This window comes from Streptomyces bacillaris (genome assembly GCF_003268675.1).
GTDB lineage: Bacteria > Actinomycetota > Actinomycetes > Streptomycetales > Streptomycetaceae > Streptomyces > Streptomyces bacillaris.
This window is the reverse complement of the sequence record NZ_CP029378.1, coordinates 4,767,877-4,786,126: the sequence shown is the minus strand read 5'-3', so window position 1 is coordinate 4,786,126 and position 18,250 is coordinate 4,767,877. Positions and strand designations below refer to the sequence as shown.

Annotated in this window: 20 protein-coding genes; 6 read left to right on the top strand and 14 right to left on the bottom strand. The window is 70.2% G+C overall.

Features of this window, described 5'->3' with window-relative positions; all coding sequences use genetic code 11:
* Positions 1-14: 14 nt before the first annotated feature.
* Positions 15-170 carry a DUF6131 family protein gene (locus DJ476_RS20795; protein WP_103421101.1) on the bottom strand — a complete coding sequence of 52 codons (156 nt, stop codon included), beginning with the start codon at positions 168-170 and terminating at the stop codon, positions 15-17.
* Between the two features lie 252 nt (positions 171-422).
* Positions 423-1,004, bottom strand: a complete 582-nt coding sequence (locus DJ476_RS20790; protein ID WP_318294755.1) for a hypothetical protein — start codon at positions 1,002-1,004, stop codon at positions 423-425.
* A 303-nt stretch (positions 1,005-1,307) separates the two neighbouring features.
* Between DJ476_RS20790 and DJ476_RS20785 the strand changes: the two genes are divergently transcribed.
* Positions 1,308-2,951: a penicillin-binding transpeptidase domain-containing protein gene (locus DJ476_RS20785; protein WP_112491271.1), complete on the top strand. Its 1,644-nt coding sequence runs from the start codon at positions 1,308-1,310 to the stop codon at positions 2,949-2,951.
* 192 nt (positions 2,952-3,143) lie between these two features.
* Here DJ476_RS20785 and DJ476_RS20780 read toward each other — a convergent pair whose 3' ends face one another.
* Entirely contained in the window at positions 3,144-3,524 is a 381-nt protein-coding gene (locus DJ476_RS20780; protein ID WP_070203628.1) for a hypothetical protein, read from the bottom strand.
* 160 nt (positions 3,525-3,684) lie between these two features.
* Positions 3,685-4,899, bottom strand: a complete 1,215-nt coding sequence (locus DJ476_RS20775) for an ArsR/SmtB family transcription factor (protein ID WP_112491270.1) — start codon at positions 4,897-4,899, stop codon at positions 3,685-3,687.
* Positions 4,900-5,116: 217 nt separating this feature from the next.
* Between DJ476_RS20775 and DJ476_RS20770 the strand changes: the two genes are divergently transcribed.
* The 3 genes from DJ476_RS20770 to DJ476_RS20755 all read left to right on the top strand — a co-directional run bounded on the left by DJ476_RS20770 (position 5,117) and on the right by DJ476_RS20755 (position 7,446).
* Entirely contained in the window at positions 5,117-5,662 is a 546-nt protein-coding gene (locus DJ476_RS20770; RefSeq protein ID WP_070203627.1) for a YbaK/EbsC family protein, read from the top strand.
* On the top strand, positions 5,659-6,510 hold the full coding sequence (locus DJ476_RS20765; protein ID WP_112491269.1) for an EamA family transporter: 852 nt from the start codon (positions 5,659-5,661) through the stop codon (positions 6,508-6,510). The genes DJ476_RS20770 and DJ476_RS20765 overlap by 4 nt, the downstream gene beginning before the upstream one ends.
* A gap of 177 nt (positions 6,511-6,687) precedes the next feature.
* Complete coding sequence (locus DJ476_RS20755) at positions 6,688-7,446, top strand: transposase family protein (RefSeq protein ID WP_112491268.1); 759 nt, start codon at positions 6,688-6,690, stop codon at positions 7,444-7,446.
* A gap of 27 nt (positions 7,447-7,473) precedes the next feature.
* Here the strand turns inward: DJ476_RS20755 and DJ476_RS20750 are convergent, their stop codons facing one another.
* The 5 genes from DJ476_RS20750 to DJ476_RS20730 form a co-directional block, all read right to left on the bottom strand.
* A complete protein-coding gene (locus tag DJ476_RS20750; protein WP_112492577.1) occupies positions 7,474-8,118 on the bottom strand; it encodes a hypothetical protein in 645 nt (214 codons plus the stop codon).
* A gap of 66 nt (positions 8,119-8,184) precedes the next feature.
* The gene (locus tag DJ476_RS20745) at positions 8,185-9,138 is read right to left on the bottom strand and encodes a CU044_5270 family protein (RefSeq protein ID WP_318294893.1); all 954 of its coding nucleotides are present in this window, start codon (positions 9,136-9,138) and stop codon (positions 8,185-8,187) included.
* A gap of 44 nt (positions 9,139-9,182) precedes the next feature.
* Complete coding sequence (locus DJ476_RS20740) at positions 9,183-9,824, bottom strand: RNA polymerase sigma factor (RefSeq protein WP_112491266.1); 642 nt, start codon at positions 9,822-9,824, stop codon at positions 9,183-9,185.
* Positions 9,825-10,072: 248 nt separating this feature from the next.
* A complete protein-coding gene (locus DJ476_RS20735) occupies positions 10,073-10,405 on the bottom strand; it encodes a hypothetical protein (RefSeq protein ID WP_112491265.1) in 333 nt (110 codons plus the stop codon).
* 21 nt (positions 10,406-10,426) lie between these two features.
* Positions 10,427-10,825, bottom strand: coding sequence for a hypothetical protein (locus DJ476_RS20730; protein WP_112491264.1), 399 nt, complete (start codon positions 10,823-10,825; stop codon positions 10,427-10,429).
* A gap of 262 nt (positions 10,826-11,087) precedes the next feature.
* Between DJ476_RS20730 and DJ476_RS20725 the strand changes: the two genes are divergently transcribed.
* Positions 11,088-11,879 (top strand): hypothetical protein, encoded by a 792-nt coding sequence (locus DJ476_RS20725; protein ID WP_318294754.1) that lies wholly within the window; start codon positions 11,088-11,090, stop codon positions 11,877-11,879.
* A gap of 230 nt (positions 11,880-12,109) precedes the next feature.
* Here the strand turns inward: DJ476_RS20725 and DJ476_RS20720 are convergent, their stop codons facing one another.
* The 5 genes from DJ476_RS20720 to DJ476_RS20700 form a co-directional block, all read right to left on the bottom strand.
* Entirely contained in the window at positions 12,110-13,663 is a 1,554-nt protein-coding gene (locus tag DJ476_RS20720) for an alanine/glycine:cation symporter family protein (RefSeq protein WP_103421106.1), read from the bottom strand.
* 385 nt (positions 13,664-14,048) lie between these two features.
* Positions 14,049-14,924 (bottom strand): alpha/beta fold hydrolase, encoded by an 876-nt coding sequence (locus tag DJ476_RS20715; RefSeq protein ID WP_112491263.1) that lies wholly within the window; start codon positions 14,922-14,924, stop codon positions 14,049-14,051.
* 51 nt (positions 14,925-14,975) lie between these two features.
* A complete protein-coding gene (locus DJ476_RS20710; RefSeq protein WP_070203709.1) occupies positions 14,976-16,034 on the bottom strand; it encodes a PucR family transcriptional regulator in 1,059 nt (352 codons plus the stop codon).
* A gap of 354 nt (positions 16,035-16,388) precedes the next feature.
* Entirely contained in the window at positions 16,389-16,604 is a 216-nt protein-coding gene (locus tag DJ476_RS20705) for a DUF397 domain-containing protein (RefSeq protein ID WP_103421109.1), read from the bottom strand.
* Positions 16,601-17,479, bottom strand: a complete 879-nt coding sequence (locus DJ476_RS20700) for a helix-turn-helix domain-containing protein (RefSeq protein ID WP_070203622.1) — start codon at positions 17,477-17,479, stop codon at positions 16,601-16,603. Before DJ476_RS20700 ends, DJ476_RS20705 begins: the two co-directional genes overlap by 4 nt.
* A 166-nt stretch (positions 17,480-17,645) precedes the next feature.
* Here DJ476_RS20700 and DJ476_RS20695 point away from each other — a divergent pair, with 166 nt between their 5' ends.
* Positions 17,646-18,083, top strand: coding sequence for an ATP-binding protein (locus DJ476_RS20695; protein ID WP_112491262.1), 438 nt, complete (start codon positions 17,646-17,648; stop codon positions 18,081-18,083).
* Positions 18,084-18,250 lie beyond the last annotated feature (167 nt).

Sequence of the window (18,250 nt, the reverse complement as noted above, 5' to 3'; positions counted from 1 at the left end):
GTGGAACGGGAGGGTTAGAAGAAATGCTTTCGCCCACCGACCGCCCGGCCGGTAGCGCCCAGGATCCACAGGACGGCACCCACCACGATCAGGATGCCGCCGATCGTCGTCAGCAGCGACACCTTGACGAACAGGCCGATTATGAGCAGAAGAAGTCCAAGGAGGATCATGTTTTTCATTCCCATCGTCAAGTCCGGTTCGGGCGCGTGTGCGCCCAAAACTTCACAACGGCCTCAATGCACCCCACCGGTACATCCCGACTGCGATCACATACTCGCCAGGATCTCGTTGCGTCCGTCCTAGTGCCCGGCAAATACGGGTTCACTCACGACGACGGAAATTTGTTCGCGTCCCGATCTCCGGGGCTCGGTCTTCGGGATCACCACCCGGCCTTCGGGGCCATCGCCCGGCCTGGGCCCACGTCACGCAGGGCCGGCGGTCTCCAGGCTCGCGGCCTTCTCCGTACGCCGCTGCCGCGCCATGAAGAACGCCGCCACGGCCGACAGGGCCAGGACCAGCAGGGCCGCGCCGCCCGAGATGACGGCCAGCACCAGCGCCCCGCCACCTCCGGTGTCCGCTTCGCGGGCGACGGTCCGGGGGTCGTCCGGCTGGTAGCGGACGGCGACCGGGGCGCCGACCGACTCCTTGCCGCCGCCGCTGCCGACCGGCAGGTCCGCGACCACCGCCCGGCCGTCGGCCTCGAAGGCGACCCGGCAGTGGCCGATCATGCACGAGCCGCCCGTGTGCAGCGTGGCCTGGACCCGCTCGCCGGTCTGGAGGGAGCGCAGGTGCTGGGCGGCCGGGAGCATGACCAGGCCCGACAGCGCGCCCAGCAGCAGGCCGAGCGCCAGCAGCATCACCAGGGACGCGTGCTGGCCCATGCCGTCCCGGGCGCCGGGCTTCTGCCCGTACGGGCCGGGTGTCCGCGCCGTCGCCGTACCGCCCTCGCCGCCCGTACCGCCCATGCTCCCCCTGCCGCCTCTGCCGTCCAGACCTGTCGCCATCCGCTTCCGTCCCTGTCGTCGGGTGGGCAGCGTAAAGGGCCGGTCGGGGCCACTTCATGGGCTGATGTCGGCACACCGGAGGCGGCCCCACTGCCTGCCCCCGGCAATGGAGGAGGGCGGGGAGGGCGGTGGAGGCCCGGGTTCCGGGAACAGGCCCGGAGAACCCATCCCGAGAGCGCTTTCCAGCCAAGCATTCCGGTCCGGTAACAACGCCCTCACCGGACGCGACGACCCCTTAGGGTTCCTCACTGTTGCCCCTTGAACATGTTCAGGGGGCACTTCCGGGGAGGGGGGACTGCACAGATGCGCAGTGGAGCGAAGGTCGCCGTGGTCGGCGGAGTGTTCGTGCTGGTGGCCGGTGGGGTCGGCTACGCGGCGTACGAGACGCTCGGGGGCGACGGAGGCGGCAGCGACAATGTCGCCTCCCAAAACGCCACGCCCGAGGTGAAGACGGGGCCGCCGAGCGCGGAGGAGATAGCCGAGACGTCGAAGGGGTTCTTCGACGCCTGGGCGGCGGGGGACGCGGCGGGTGCGGCGCTGCTCACCAACAACGAGGCCGAAGCGGAGCCCGTACTCAGCTCGTACGGCGAGGACGCCCACATCGGCGACGTGAAGATCACCCCGGGGACGGCCGTCGGCACGAAGGTGCCGTACACCGTCGCGGCCACCGTCACGTACAGCGGGAAGTCCAAGCCCCTCTCGTACGCCTCCGAGCTGACCGTCGTCCGCGGCCTGACGACCGGGAAGGCGCTCGTCGACTGGGAACCCACCGTCGTGCACCCGCAGTTGACCGCGGGGGCGACGCTCAAGACGGGTGAGTCGTCGACGGCGGCGATCGAGGCCGTCGACCGCAACGGGACGGTGCTCACCAAGGAGAAGTACCCCTCGCTCGGGACGGTCCTGGACACCCTGCGCCAGAAGTACGGTGCCTCGGCCGGCGGTTCGCCCGGTATCGAGACCTGGATCGACCCGGCCGAGGACGGGCAGCCGGACATCAATCTGCTGACCCTCGCGGAGGGCAAGCCCGGCAAGGTGCGGACCTCGATCGACGCGGCCGTCCAGGCGGCGGCCGAGCAGGCGGTGAAGCGGTACGGGGAGTCCTCGGTGGCCGCCGTCCAGCCGTCCACGGGCGCGATCCTGGCCATCGCCAACAACCGCGCCGACGGCTACAACGCGGCCATGAGCGGCCAGTTGGCCCCGGGCTCCACGATGAAGATCGTGACGGCGTCGATGATGATCCAGAACGGTCTGGGCAGCATCAACGCACCGGTCGAGTGCCCGGCCACGGTGTCGTGGAAAGGAGTGACCTTCCAGAACCTCAACCGCTTCTCCGTCAACGGCGGCACCCTGCGCGAGGCGTTCGCCCGGTCCTGCAACAGCACCTTCATCAAGCCGGTCAAACCGCTCGGCGCCCGCGCGGGCACGGCCCTGGGCCAGGAGGCCCGCGACCACTTCGGCCTCGGCCGGGACAACTGGCAGACCGGCGTGCCCTCCTTCGACGGCAGCGTCCCGGAGTCCTCGGGGGCCGAGACGGCGGCCTCGTACATCGGGCAGGGCAAGGTGCTGATGAGCCCCCTGAACATGGCGTCGGTCACCGCCACGGTGAAGAACGGCGGCTTCAAGCAGCCGTACCTGATCGCCCGTGACGTGGACGACCGGCCGTTCGCCACGGCCAGTCCGCTGCCGGCCAACGTGGCCGAGCAACTGCGGCAGATGATGCGCTACACCGCGACCAGCCCCACCGGCACCGGCACCAAGTCCATGGCGACCGTCGGCGGCGACAAGGGCGCCAAGACCGGTTCGGCGGAGGTCGACGGGCAGACGTCGAACAGTTGGTTCACCGGCTTCAGCAACGACCTTGCCGCGGCGGCGGTCGTCCAGGAGGGCGGCCACGGCGGCGACGCGGCGGGCCCGGTGGTGGCGGAGGTGCTGCGCGCGGGGCGGTGAGCCGAAGCCGCGGTCGACGGCGCCGAGGGCCGGTCGACGGCATCGCCGGACCGGGCACCAGGACCATGTGGTCGAACCGAGCCGACCACACCGTCACATGACGGTGCATCACGCCCGCCCCGCCCCTTCGCGGAGGAGGAGAAGAAGAGGCGAGGCAGGCGTGAGGACCGGCCCCGGAGCCGGAGCGGCGTACTAGGGCGCGAGCCTGATCGAGTTGATCGGGGTCAGGTTCACGTCCCGGTAGCTCCACGGGGCGATCTTCTCGCCACAGCCGACCCCGTCATATCCGGTGCAGAGCTGGACGGTCGCGCCGCCGGTCTGGTTGTTGAACACCCGGTGGGTGCCGATCTGGTTGTTGAGGTTGTAGACGCCGTAGCGGTAGTACGTCGCCTCCGGGCGGTTGCCGTTCCAGGACGCGCCCGGGTAGATACAGACGTACCCGGACCGGCAGCCCGCGTAGGTGTCCTGGGCGTCCTGGGTGTCGGACGTGCCGGCCTGGGCCCCCGCTCCCGTCGCGAGTACGGCGCCCGCCGTGAGCATGAGCGTCACTGCCGCTCGTACGAAACTGCGCATGTCGTTTCCTTCCCGCTCCGGGCCCGGGGGCCCGGAACTCCCCTGTAGGACGGGTGGTTCGCTTCGTCCGGCCGGCTGCCCCGCGTGTTCCCTGCGCCGGGTGGCCGACCGGATGGCAGAAGCGTGGCAGCGGTACGGCGGCGGGCGCCGCACCCTTTCATCAGGGTGAAACCGTCACCTCCGCCAGGGCCCGGCGAGCACCCCCGCCGGCCGTCTCCAGCAGCCGCTGCCCGAGCGGTGTCGGGAGGTGCAGCACGCACCGGCCCTCCTTTCGGCAGGCGGTGAGGCCCGCCTCGCGCAGGATCGCCAACTGCTGGCTGATGTTGGGCAGCGAGCAGCCCACGGCGAGGGCCAGTTCGGACGTGGTGGCGCAGTCGCGCGAGGCGACCTCGTACAGCAGCGCGGCACGCGTCGGCCCCAGCAACCGGGCGAGCGAGGCACCGGAAGCGACAGGGCCGGTGGGCAGGCCGACACCGAAACCGCCTTCGGGACCGACACCGACATCGGCCTTGGGACCGGGACCGCCCCCGCCCCCGGCACCGGCGAGGGCCAACTCCACCGACTTCTCGACCGGCTTCTCCACCGGATACACCAGCACCGGCAGCAGCGCCGCGTCGAACAACGTGATGGGCCGCCGCCAGCAGAAGTACGAGGGCACCAGGAGCAGCCCGCGCCCCGCCAGGTGGAGATCACGCTCGACCGGGTACGCCACCTCCAGCACGGGCGGGCTCCACCGGGCCATCGGGCGGAAGGTCTCCAGCAGGGCCCGCACCCCTCCCGCGGCGAGTTCGCGGGAGCGCCAGGCGACGTCCGAGGCCACCGCCGCGTCGATCCAGGGCCGGTACGGGGCGACGAACCCCGCGTCGTACGCCGTGAGCAGCCCGCCCAACGCCCGGAGCGCCCCCGCGTCGCCCCGCGCCAGTTGCTCCCCCGCGAAGGGCCGCAGCGGCCTGGGCGGCGGCGCCCCCGGAACCGCCGCCCCCGGCCCCCGAACCCCTGCCCGTGCCGACTCCGTCAGCAGGGTCAGCTCCCGGCGCAGCCGGCTCCGGGGCGTCGACAGCACCCGGTCCACGCCCTGCCGCAGATCGATGGTGCCGCCGTCCACGGCCGGGGTCAGGAAGTCGGGGATGTACGGGCCGCACGGCACCAGACTCCGCAACGCGAGCGCGACCGCACGACGGCCCCCGGTTCCCTCCCCGTTTCCGCCGGGCGCCCGCAACTGAGCCGCCACCGCCCGCCGCCACGGCCCGAACGCGATCGGCCCCTCGTCGGTCTGGAGCCGGCAGAGGCTGCACACGATCTCCCAGAGCGGGTCGGGGCTCCGGGCGAGACGGACGTACGCCAGGTCCTGGGCGGTGAAATGGATGCGCAACACTATTTCCCCCTTGTCGCACTTTCCTGTACATATCGCCCTCTCACTGTGGCGCGGCCGCCCGAAGTCACGATCACCACCCGCGACTTCCGGCCAGGGGCGGCCCATGGATTGGCCGGATGACCCGGCGGAAAGGCGCAAGGGCGCACGTAATGGAGGACGGGAGCCGCCCCTCGTAACCCCCTCGCGTGCCCCCTACAACGACCGCTAGCGTGCAGCCATGAGCACACCCGAGCCCACCGAAACCACCGCCACCGAATCCACGCCCGCCGCACCCGCCCCCGCCCAGGCCTCCGACGCCCACCCCCGCTTCGCCGTGGCCCTGGCCGAGCTGGGCCTCCAGGTGGAGGTGCGCCGCTTCCCCGACGCGACCCGTACGGCGGCCGAGGCCGCGGCGGCGGTCGGCTGCGAGCTGAGCGAGATCGTCAAGTCCCTGGTCTTCACGGCGGACGGCGTCCCGGTGCTGGTCCTGATGGACGGCTCGTCGCGGGTGGACGTCCAGCTGGTACGGCGTGAACTCGGCGCGCAGCAGGTCAAGCGGGCGGACGCGGCCCTGGTCCGGGAGACGACCGGCTACGCGATCGGAGGCGTACCCCCCTTCGGCCACGCGACGAAGACCCGCGTCCTGGCGGACCGCCGCCTCCTGGACCACGCCGTGGTGTGGGCGGCGGCGGGCACCCCGCACACGGTGTTCCCGCTCGACCCCAAGACGCTGATCGCCCACGCGGGCGCGACGGTGGTGGATGTGCGCGAGCCCGCCAAGTGACCCCGCTGGTGGCGCTGGCGGTCCTCGTGGCCGCCGTCACGCACGCCGGCTGGAACGCCATCGCTCACGCCATCAAGGACCAGCTGCTCTCCTTCACGCTGATCTCCGGCGGCGGCCTGCTGATCGGCGCGGCGATGGCCCTCTTCGCCCCGTTCCCGGCGGCCGCGGCGTGGCCGTACCTCCTCGTCTCGGCCGCACTGCACGTGGCGTACATGCTGCTGCTGATGCGGTCGTTCACGCTCGGGGACTTCGGCCAGATGTACCCGATCGCCCGGGGTACGGCCCCGCTGGTGGTGACCGTCCTGGCGGCGGCTTTCGTCGGCGAGCGCCCGGACGCCTGGGCGACGACGGGCGTCGTGGTCGCCTCCACCGGCCTGGTCGGCCTGGCCCTCTGGGGCATCCGCGGCTCCGGCACCCGCCCCCACTGGCCCGCGATCGCGGCGGCCCTCGGCACGGGCCTGGCCATCGCGGGCTACACGACGGTGGACGGCGTCGGCGTACGGGCCTCCGGCTCCCCGCTCGGTTACGTCGCCTGGCTGATGATCCTGGAGGGCCTGGCGATCCCGGCGTACGCCTACTACCGCCGCCGCTCCGAACTGGCCGCCCAGCTCCGCCCGTTCGCCGTCCGCGGCCTGCTCGGCGCGGCCCTCTCGGTCGTCGCGTACGGCCTGGTCCTCTGGGCCCAGACCCGCGCCCCGCTGGCCCCGATCGCGGCACTGCGCGAGTCGTCGATCATCGTGGGCGCGGCGATCGGCACCCTGTTCTTCAAGGAACGCTTCGGCGCCCCGAGGATCGCGGCGGCGGGGTTGATGGTGGTGGGCATCGGGCTGATGCTCCACACGAGTTGACCCGTCCGGCTCTCAACCGGCAGGATTGGGCCAGCTCCTGTCCCCCTCACTGAGCATTTTCAGTGTGGCCACTGATCGGGTGACGGGCCGGTGTGGGGCCGGGGTGCGCAACGGACAGCGCCCCCGTGCCGTTGAGGGAGATGTTCGGCGTCTCAACTCAGCAGCGCAGGAACCCTGTTGGTTCACTACCCTGCCGCACTCGACCTGCCCCACGCCCTGGTCGAGTGGGTCACGATGCTCATCGTCACCCGCGAGGGTGACCGGCGGTGCAAACTCCCGCCGCACCGCCGTGCGCTGGTCGCACTCGTATACCTGCGCCGCCACGACACCCTCGCCCAGATCGCCGGAGCCTTCGGGATATCCGTCGGCACCGCCCACGCCTACGTCACCGCAGTGACCGGCCTGCTCGCCGAGCAGGCGCCGGGCCTGCTGAAGACGCTGCGCGTGCACGACCCGGACTTCGTCCTCCTGGACGGCACGCTCGCCGAGTGCGACCGCGTCGGAGACGGCAAGGCCGACTACTCCTCCAAACACAAGCGGCACGGCGTGAACGTGCAGGTCGTCACCGACCCTGCCGGCGAGATTCTGTGGCTGTCGCCGGCACTGCCGGGCAGGACCCACGACCTGACAGCCGCCCGCATCCACAAGATCCTCCGGATATGCGAACGCCAGGGCGTCCCGGTACTCGCCGACATGGCCTACATCGGTGCGGGCGACTGGGTCACCACCGCCAAGCGCCGACCGCCCAAGGGCGAACTCACCCTCACCCAGCGAACCATGAACCGGGCCCTGTCCGCCGCGAGGGCACCTGTCGAACGAGGCATGGCACGGCTGAAGACCTGGAAGATCCTCCGCGACTGCCGGCTCAAAGGCGACGGCGTCCACCACGCCATGCGCGGCATCGCCCGCCTGCACAACCTCAACCTTGCTGGATAGGACCACAGCCGAACTCCTGCAGGTTTCTCACCCGCGCCCGTCGGCGGGCCTCGGAGTGTGTCGCGGCCACTGCGCGCCCACCTGTTCCACCACAGCGGCTCGGAAGGCTTCCAAAAGGACGCCTCCGGGGTACGTCCCAAACGCTCGATACTTCCAGCGGTAGTAGCACGACCAGTAGCTCACCACGCGCCGCTCCGTGCGCGCGAAGAAGGCCGGATTCCGAGCGATGAACTCACCATAGGCACGGCGCTGGGCCGAGCCCGGGTCCGCGAGCCCGGGTAGGCCCCGGCCGATCGCCTCGATGATCTCCAGCACGTACTCGCCGGCCAACTGCATTACAAACGGGACCACCCACGGCTTGCCCGACGCCACGATCCGCTCAAGGTGCCGCTGGCGAACCCGGCCATCGTGGTGCCGGGAGTACAGGCAGTGCAGAATCACCTGCTGTGTCTCGGACAGTTGCCCATCCGAGCCGACGCCCGGTTCCTCGTTGTAGATGCGCGACGGGATGGCGATGGTCTCGCCCTGCACCTCAACCTCGAAGGGCATCATCGGCGCGAGCCTGGCCTCCGGCATGACTGCTAGGACGCTGCGCACGTCGCCGGCAAGACGGGTCGGAAACGCTGCCGTCAGCGCATGGGCGACGATCGACGGGTCCCGGGGCAGCTGCACCACAGGAGGATATGCGGCGAACCTCTCGGTCACTCAACCGCCCGCCTCAACGTTGCGGGACAGCCCTTAGTTGGTCTGTCCGGCTTCGTCGACGATGCCGGAGTCGACAACAGCCACGGAGGTGACAACCGTGCCGGCCTTGCCCCAGGCGTTGTCCTCCAGGAGCACCGTGCGCTCGCCCAGAAGCCGGACCGTGTCCTTGTCAAAGATCCACTCAGTGCGTTCGCCGTCGTGCGTCCGGGCGACGGAGACCCCGCGTCGGCCTGCCGCGTCTACAGTGTCGGGCACGACCTCGACACCGGGAATGAGAGCGGCGGCCCGGTAGAGAGCCGCAGCGGTATCGGGGGGAGTCGCCCCGTTGCGCAGAAGGTCTCCGATCGTGACGAAGGCTTCCTGGTGCGGTCCTGTCGTGGAGTCGGAACCGGCACCGTGGTTCTTCTCGGCGTCATCGCTGATCCGCTTCAGCAGGGCATCGGGCTCGGTCGGCAGGGCGTCCAGGAACATGTAGGTCGGAGAGTTCAAATCGCCCCGGCCCGGAGTCCCCGGCAGCAGGGCGTCCCGGCCATTCTTGCGCTGCAGCGTCTGCTCACTGCCGTCCACCGAGGTCCACTGCTCCATACCCTCATCCTCGCGAAGGAGTTCCATCTCGCCGGACTTGGTCTCGGAGAGCACCGACGTGTGGCCGACCGTCTTGACGTACGTGTACTGCCCGGCGCGGACCTCCGTCGGGGGCGTCGCAGCGGCAGCCAGAGCCGCTCTCTCCAACAGTTGGACCGACGCTGCGGAGGCCGGTGGCACCTTGCCGGGAACGGCAGGCGACCCGGACCCGAGGCTGAAGAAGGCAACGGCCGCTCCAGCAGCCACTGCGGTGCCCACCACAACGCTCCACCGCCTTCTCGGCCGCAGCGCCGGGCGGGAAGAGCGGGACCGCGCCTGCCGGTCGATCTCACTCAGGAGGTGCGTACGACGAGCTTCCACTCGTCCAGGCGCGGGCTCTGGGCAAGGGGGGGCAGGCAGCATCCGGCTCGCCTGCTCGCGTTCGGACTGTTCCTGCTGCTGCGGATTCATTCTGCGCTCCTCCTGTGTCCTGTGCGGGCTGCGTCCATTCCGCTCGGTGGTATGTGTCCGCCGCCACCCCGCAGTTCCGCAGCACGGGCATCTGCTCCGAGCTCCTCCTCGACAAACCCGCGCAGTTTCTGTCTCGCGCGTGAGAGTCGGGAGCGCACGGTGCCCACGGGAATCCCGAGCGCCTCAGCGGCCGCCGCGTATCCCAGATCCGACCAGACGACCAGTGAGAAGACCTCGCGCTCGCTCCGCTTCAGGCGTTGGAGCGCTCTTGCCGCAGCGGCCAGCCGCTGGGCGTCAGCCATCTGACCGACCACCTCGTCCGAGAAGTCGGGCATCGCTTCAGGCGGGGGCAGACGGGACATCGCCTCCCGATGCCGACGCGCCGCCCGTGCGGTGTTGCGCATCACATTGGTCGCGATGCCCAGCAACCACGCCCGTACGCTCCTGACCTCCTCGTGCAGCTTGTCCCGAAGCCGCCAGGCCTCCAGGAAGGTGAGCGACATGACGTCTTCGGACAGGGCCCAGTCACCCGTCGTCCGGATCGCATGGGCGTAGACAACGCGCGCATGCTCGTCAAAGATCTCGGCGAACGCTGCCCGATCACCAGATCGGACTCGTTCATGCAATGGGGAATCCACAGCAACAAGTGTCCGCGCGGGCCCGTCGGTTCCACTTCTTGGCCGTCGAATCTTTCTCGACCCCCACCCAAGACGATGATCGAGGCAATGAAGCGCTGCGGCCTGCTCAGGGTCTGGCCAACTGCTATGGGCCGCAGACGCCCAGACCCTGTTCTTCAAGGAACGCTTCGGCGCCCCGAGGATCGCGGCGGCGGGGTTGATGGTGGTGGGCATCGAGCTGATGCTGCACACGAGTTGACGCCTGAGCCTCACTGCCGCGCGACCGCTTCTCCGGCAGGGCCCGTGGCCTCCCACCCGTGCGCCGAAGGGTGACCGTCGAACAGCCCGCACGGTCCGTACTCGCGCGTCGAGGCGCCGCACCGGTCCAGGGACGCGAGCCGCATGCTCCGCCCGTCCCACCGTGCCCAGACGGCACGTCCGGGCCGCCCGCCCTCGTCCCACAGCATCGCGGCGTGATCGTCGTCGTGGTCCTCGCCCAGCTCGCAGCGCACGCGCCCGGCCTCCACACGGCGTACGGGGGCGAACAGGGCGACGACGTGGGCGGGAGGTTCCAGCGGGGCGACGGCGGTGCATGGGTTCATGGGAGGTGGGCCTCTTCGGTCTCAGTCGTCGGGTGTGGGGGCGATCAGGTCGGCGAGCGGATCCGCCACGGAGAAGCTGTGCGCGCGGGGGCGGTGCCGGTCGAAGAACAGGCACGGCTCCACAGCCCCCGTACGGAAGTCACAGAGGACGGCAGGGCACGGAGGCGGCGTCGCGAACCGGTAGACGCGATGCGCGCCCGTCCCGGCCCACAGCAACCACAGGTCCTGCTCGCCGTGCGGTTCGGCCGTCCAGAGGTGGGCGGCATGCTCGACGGACTCGTCGTGCTCACCGAGTTCGCACAGCAGGAAGCAGTCGTCGGCCATCGCGTCGCGCGGATCATCGGGGCCTCCTTCAAGGTCGAGGAGGGCGACGAGCGCTTCGGGCACCGGGATCTCGGTGACGGCGGTGCATTGCAGCACGAGGCGTTCGGTCTCTCTCGTACGGTCGTGGGCACCACCCCGCCCGTCCGGCCGGCACCAGCCGGGCGGACAGGCCTATCGGGCGCCCAGGGAGCCCTGCCACCCACCACGCGACAGGTGGACCACCCCGTCGGACGTGATGCGCACGCGTGCCCCGAGCAGGGGCAACGTGGCAGCGGCAGGCGTGGGACCGTCGCGTGACCGGTTGCTCAACGTCCTTGACCAGTAGCCTCAACCCGGCCCTCGCGTCCGGCTGGAGGACGTGACCAACGTGAGGAACATGTTCGGCCACTTCCAGGAGATGGACGTGATGCAGGGGGGCGGCTCCGGTCGCCTGGTTCTCACCGCCTACATGAACGAACACGTCTACCCCCTGCTCCGCCGCACGCACACGGCGGAGGTCCGCAGTGCCCTGTGCGGTGCGGCCGCGGAGCAGACGTACCTCCTCGGCTGGACGGCCTTCGACAACGGCGAGCACGGGACGGCACAGCGCTATCTGATCCAGGCGCTGAGGCTTGCCGAGGAGTCCGGAGACGTACCGCTCGGCGCCCACGTACTCGCGGGCATGGCGGACCAGGCAACGCTGCTCGGAAACCCGGCCGAGGGCCGACGACTGGCCCAGGCCGGGCGGCACGGCCTGGGGAACGTCGAGTCGCCGGTCTGCCTCGCCGACCTGTGGGCACTGGAGGCGCGGGCTCTCGCCGTGCTCGGAGACAAGCGGGGCACCGCCCGAGCGGTGATCAAGTCCGAGGCCGCTTCCGCCCGTGCGACAGGAGACAGGCCCGAGTGGGCCAAGTTCATCGACGGCGCCTGCTTGCACGGGGAACACGCCAACGCCTTCCGGGACGTGGATCAGCCCGGCCTCAGCGCGGAGCACGCACGTCGATCGAGTACGCGAGGAAACAGAACCGGGCCCGGCGCGGGGCCATGTCCCACGCCGCGCTCGCTGTCTCCCACCTTCAGCAGCGGGACCTCGAAGGGGCCCACGCGACCGGTATCCGTACGGTGGAGCTGGCACGACAGGTTCGTTCGTCCCGGAGCGTGGAGGCCGTGAAGGACGTGCAGCGTCGCATGTTCCCCTTCGGCAAGCACCCACTGGTCGCCGACTTCACCGAACGGGCGCCGGACGCTGCAGGCCGCTTGAACCGCTGCCATCTCCGCGCGCTCGGTCAGGGAGGGGCACGCGTATCGCCCCGGCCCCCTCCGTGAGGGGACCGGGGCGACTCCGGGATCCGGGGTGCGATCAGGTCACGTACTCGACCGCTTCAGGTGCTCGGGACTCTGTCAGACGGTGGCCTTGGCCGACTCGTCGTCCTTGTCTCCGTCGTCCCCGTTCCCGCTTCCGTCCGTCCCGCCGGCCTTCCACGTACGGACGTACTCCAGGAAGTTGTTCAGCTCCCGCTTGACGACCGGGGCCAGGAGGTAGAGGCCGATGATGTTGATGACGGCGAGGGTGAAGAGCACCGCGTCGGCCAGGTCGATGAGGGTCTGCAGGGTGAGCAGGGAGCCGGAGACCGCGAACAGGGTGTAGAGGGCCTTGTAGACGGTCTCGCTGGTGCGGCTGCGGCCGAAGAGGTACGTCCAGGCCTTGAGGCCGTAGTAGCCCCAGGTGAGAACCGTGGAGATCGCGAAGAGGATCACCGCGACGGTGAGGACGTACGGGAACCAGGGCAGCACCGTGGCGAAGGCGTCCGAGGTGATCGTCACGCCGCCGATGGACTCGCCGGCGCGGGCTTCGCCCCAGCTGGCCGGGTTGGCGATGACGATCGTCAGCGCCGTCATCGTGCAGATGAGGACGGTGTCGATGAAGGGCTCCAGCAGCGCGACGAGGCCCTCGCTGGCGGGGTGCTTGGTCTTGACCGCCGAGTGGGCGATCGGCGCGGAGCCGAGACCGGCCTCGTTGGAGAACGCCGCACGCTTGAACCCGATGATCAGCGCACCGAGCACACCACCCGCGACGCCCTGGGGGTTGAACGCGCCCTCGATGATCGTGGCGATCGCGGACGGCACGGCGGTGACGTTGACCAGGATGACCACGAGGCACGCGGCGATGTAGATACCGGCCATCGCGGGGATGAGCCGGCTGGTGACCTGGGCGATGGAGCGGATGCCGCCGAGCAGCACGATGCCGACGAGTGCGGCGACGAGGATGCCGAAGAAGAGCGCTCCGCCGGAGGAGCCCATCGCTCCGCTCTCGCCGCCGGTGACGGAGACGAGCTGGGCGTAGGACTGGTTGACCTGGAAGAGGTTGCCGCCGAAGAGCCCGAAGAACAGGATCATGATCGAGGCGAGGACGGCGAGGACCTTGCCGAGGCTCTTGCCGTTCTTGCCGAAGCGTTCGGCCAGACCCTTGGGCAGGTAGTGCATGGGCCCGCCGGAGACCGTGCCGTCGGCGTGGACCTCGCGGTATTTCACGCCGAGAGTGACCTCGACGAACTTCGTGGCCATGCCGAGGAGACCGCAGAGGATCATCCAGAACGTGGCTCCGGCACCACCGATGGAGACCGCGACGGCCACACCGGCGATGTTCCCGAGCCCGACCGTGCCGGAGACCGCCGCGGTCAGCGCCTGGAAGTGGTTGACCTCACCGGCGGAGTCCTTGTCGTCGTACTTGCCTCGCACCACGTCCACGGCCAGACGGAACTTGCGCACCTGGACGAAACCGAACCAGCCGGTGAAGACCAGACCGGCCACCACCAGCCAGGTGACGATGAGCGGCACGTCCGCCCCGGCGATGTTGACGGAGTAGAAGACGATGTCGCCCAGCCAGCCGGCTATGGGCTCGAAGAACCCGCTGACGGACTCGTCGATCTTCTGCGTGATGGATTCGAGTGACACGTTGCTACCTCGATGCGCGGGAGCGGCGGACTGGGGGTTGCCTTGGCCGGTCGGTGTGCGATGGGGGGATGAGCGAACGACGTTGTCCGGTCGGCGACCCGGCGTGCCCCATGGGGCGGGCTACGACGGAAATCGCCCTGGCCGGCTGCCGGAGCAGTCCAGGCGTTCCGCTGGGACGGTGGCTCCGCCCGCGAAGTTGGGCATTTGTACCATGGCGTTTACCTGATTTTTAGTGATGCACGTCACATTCGGTAGTGTCGGAGGCGAAGTTCCTGGCTATGTGACGTCATCGTTATGCGGAATGCCGGATACGTTTATCGGACACCTATCCACGGGCCATGGCACCGACGGTCACCAGGGCGGACGTGCCGGGGGCCCCGGAGGCTCACCCCTTGACGACGGTCGCGCAGAATTCCTCCACCATGGCGGAGACCTCCCCTGGCGCCTCGTCCGGAAGAAGGTGGCCCGCACCCTCGATCACCCTGAACTCCGCTCCGAGGTGGCGCCGGACGGCGGGCCCCAGGACGTCTGGGGGCAGAAAGGGGTCGAAGCGCCCCACGGCGGCCAGTGCCGGGACAGAGCGCCGCCGGTCGAGCACTGCCGACGGAAGAGGGGGCGGGGCGAGGCTGGTCCGGCAGGACCGTGCCACCAGGTCCATCCATGTGTCCAGCTGCTGGGGCACCGGGCAACCCGGCGCGGTCATGTGGCGCAGCAATGCGGTCGACCGGGCGGGTGAGGGGCGCAGCAGCCAGGGAACGGTGGCGGCCATGAGCCGGGCCGGGACCCTGAGCCGGACGACGCCCGCACTGGAGAGCAGCACGCGTCCGGCGATCCGCGGAGAAGCACAGCCGAGTGCGACCGCGGCGCCCAGCGAATGTCCCACCGTCACAGCGGGCCCGGGAACGGCTTCCGCCAGTGCCTCCGCCAGCCACTTCCCGTACCAGTCCAAGCGCCGGGCACGAGGCCGTCCACCCGCGCTCAGCCCGGGCTGGCCCGGCAGGTCGAGAACCGTCACCCGACGCCGCCGGGCCAGTTCCTCCACGAGCGGCAGGCACAGGGCCGCGTTCATGTTCGTCCCCGGCAGCAGCACGACAGCCGGCCCGTCCCCACGTGGTTCGGGCCCCACGGTCACGAAGGCCGTGGCCCCCGCCGACGTGGGGATCTCGCCGCGGACATGCGGGACGTCCCATGCCGCGATCCGGTCCTCACACCAGCGTCGCACCGCCACTTGTGCCTTCTCGTCCCTGTACACGGAGTTCATGCGGGCGTCCTCGTCGGTATCGGCATCAGGTGGAACACTCCCCTCCGTCGTCTACGGCCTGTTCGTCGGCCAGCCGAGGATGCGCGCCCCGATGACCGCTGTCTGCAAGGTGTAGCGGTCTCCGGGATCAGTCGGATCGGCCCCCGTCAGCCGGTGGATGCGCTCCAGCCGGTACGTGAGCGCACGAACGCTCAACGAGAGGCGTCGGGCCGCATGGGTGGCCACGCACCCCGCGTCGAAGTAGGTGGTGAGAGTCTCCAGATAGTGGTCGGGCCCACCACGCGCCCTGAGAAGCGGGCCCAGAGTGCTTCGGACGAGATCCGCCATGGCCTGGCGGTCACGGGTCAGCACCGGGTAGACGAGAAGACCCGCGGCGTACAGCACCGGGTCCTCCAGGCCGAGGCGGCTCGCCAGGTCCAGCGCCTGGAGGGCTTCTTCGTACGAGTGGACGACGCCGCCCGCGCCGGGATGCGGCCGCCCGATGGCGGCCCGCCCGCCGTCCGTCGCGGCATAGGCCTGTTTGGCGAAGTACGTGAGGACGTCGTGCTGGTCCCCGGGGGCGATGCAGATCAGCCGGCCGTCCTTGGTCGTGAGGAGAATGCTGCGCTCGCCGAACCTGCCCGTGACGGCCCGCTCGACACGACGGGGCACCGGGTCCCCCTCGATGTAGGGGGCGGGCCCTTCCGCGACGGCCACGGCGTGCGCGTGCGAGAAGCGCAGCCCGAACTGTTCCGCGCGCTCGGCCAGGAACCCGGAATCACCACGTCCGTACAGCAGGTCGTCGATGAACTCCCGGCGCGCAGCCTCCTGTTCCCGGACGGCGAGTTGCTGAGCCCGCTCGTAGCCCTCGCTGAGAGCTTCGACGGCCAGTTGCACGGCTGCCAGCACGTGGTCCGCCCCTGCGGCCCCGGTCGGCCAGGCGGTCCGCGTTCGGGTGAGATGGCACACGACCAGCCCCCGCAGGGTGGTGCCGTCGACTGCGGCCTGTTCCCCGAACGAACGGAGCCGTTCCAACTCCGCCGCGTCGGGCTCCTGGCCCGTAGCCGCGACCGTGGCGAGCAGGGCTTCGTAGCCGGGATACGTCTGTACACGGACAGCAGAGGCCCGCAGGCCCGCTGCCTGCCCGTGCGTGCCGGGCCGCCGGCTCGCAGGCGACCTCACTGGCTGCCGCGGGACCGAGGTTTCCTCGGGGACGGCGGACACGGAACCTTCGCGCGCTGGTGCGGGTACTGGGTCACGACGGACGGCCTTCCGGGGCTCGGCAAGCGGAGGGACGGTTGCCCCTCCACGCCGACCAGACTTCCCGGCACGCCAGCGCGCCTCGCGACGCGTTTCCCGCAGCATAGTGGCGGACGGCGGCCGCGCACAGGGCCCGCCGGACCGCCGACGCCCGACTCGTCAGAGGTCTAGTCCACAATCGGCATCCGAGCTGATCAGTACGTCATGCCGTGACGGCGGGCTGCGTCAGCTCCCGGTAGCGGCGGCGTACGGGAGGAAGCCGAGCCAGGCGGCGGGAGCGAGGGCGAGGCGGGGGCCCTGGACGTTCTTGGAGTCGCGGACGTGGACCGTTCCCGGAGTGGCCGCGACCTCCACGCACTCGCTGCCATTGCTGCTGTCGCTGTAGCTGCTCTTGACCCACCGCAGCTCGGAGGTGTCCCCGGCGGGCAGCTTGCGCATCATGTCTCTCCCAGAACTCGCTCGATGAAGCCCGTCGACTCCCGAGGGGTGAGAGCCTGGGCCCGGATCATCCCACACCGCAGGTCAAGGATTCGGACCTGCTTCGGGTCCGAGACCGGCCGCCCGCCGAACGCCCCGTCCGAACGTCCCACCGCCGTTCCGTCCTTGAACTTCAGCACCTGGATCTCCCCGTCGATTCCTGCGTGCTCGTCGAGATCCATCGGCATCACCTGGACTGTCACATTGCGCAATTCGGTCACCGCCAGCAGGTGTTCGAGTTGGTCGCGCAACACCATCTTGCCTCCGAGGGGGCGGCGTAGCACCACCTCTTCCAGGACGAATCCGAGCGTCGGGCTGGGCTGCCGTTCAAGGATGGCCTGGCGAGCCAGACGCGCGCCCACCGCCCGTTCGATCTCTTGCTGCGGATAAGCGGGTTGGCGCATCGCGAACAGCGCACGTGCGTACTCAGCCGTCTGCAGCAGACCGTGCACACTGCTGTTGCTGTAGGCCACCAGCTCCACCGCTGCGGCCTCCATCTTGGCCAGCTCCCGGATCTTCTTCGGGTACCGCACCTCGGCGATGTCCGCCTTCATCGCCGCCAGCCTGCCGCCCGCCCGCAGCACGTCGTCCGCACGGTCCATGAACTCCGGGCGGGGGATGCGCCGGCCGCCCTCCACCTTGTAGACGAGGTCCTCCCCGTACCCCATCGCCGCCCCGAACTCCGCCGCCCGCATCCCCGCCGCCTCGCGCCACGCCTTGATCTGGCGGCCCACGGCGGCGACCACCGCCGCGCCCGACTCGTCGTCCGGGTCGACCTCCCAGCCGGGCTCGTCCGCCCCGCCGTCGACCGTCCCCGTACCGTCACCAACCACACTCATTCGGGCCCCACTTCGACGCCGTGCATGCCGTTCTCTCCTCAACCGCGTACGTTCCCGGGGCGTCACCCCCGACAGCCGGGACAAGGCCGGACAAGCACTGGACAGTGACCGTACGCATGGGCTCTGCCACTGGGCACGGTACGCAGACACCGCCACGCTGAGTGACATGAACCGAGAAATCCGCCGCACCCAACAGGTCGTCGCCGAACGGACGTTCACCGTCCTGCTCTCCCCCACCCGCCGGGGCGCCCGGCTCGCCCGGCTGCTCGCCGTCGCCCATCTCGACGCCTGGGGGCTCCCGTCGGAGGCAGCCGCGCACATCGTGGCGGAGCTGGCGGCCAACGCGTCCGTGCACGGCCGGGTACAGGGCCGGGACTTCCAACTGAGCCTCGCCGTCAGGGAGAAGACCCTGCGGATCGAGGTCACCGACACCCGGGGCGACAGCGCTCCGCCCGGGCCGGGTGCCGTCAAGGCGCCCGAGGACGACGGCGCGGAGAGCGGGCGCGGCATGCTCATCGTGGAGGCCCTGGCCGACCACTGGGGCATCGCCCCCGGCCCCGTACCGCGCAAGACCGTGTGGGCGGAGATCGACCTCGTACGGTGACTGCCTCCACCGGGTCGTGCACGGGCACGATCCGGTCAGCCGCGAACACCCTCCACCGGATCGTGCTGCACCGCGACGCGGTGACCCGGGACGTCAACTACTAAAGAACCAAGGGAAATAACCAACCCCATCCGACCCACCCCGGCAGCCACCAGACGAAACCCCGG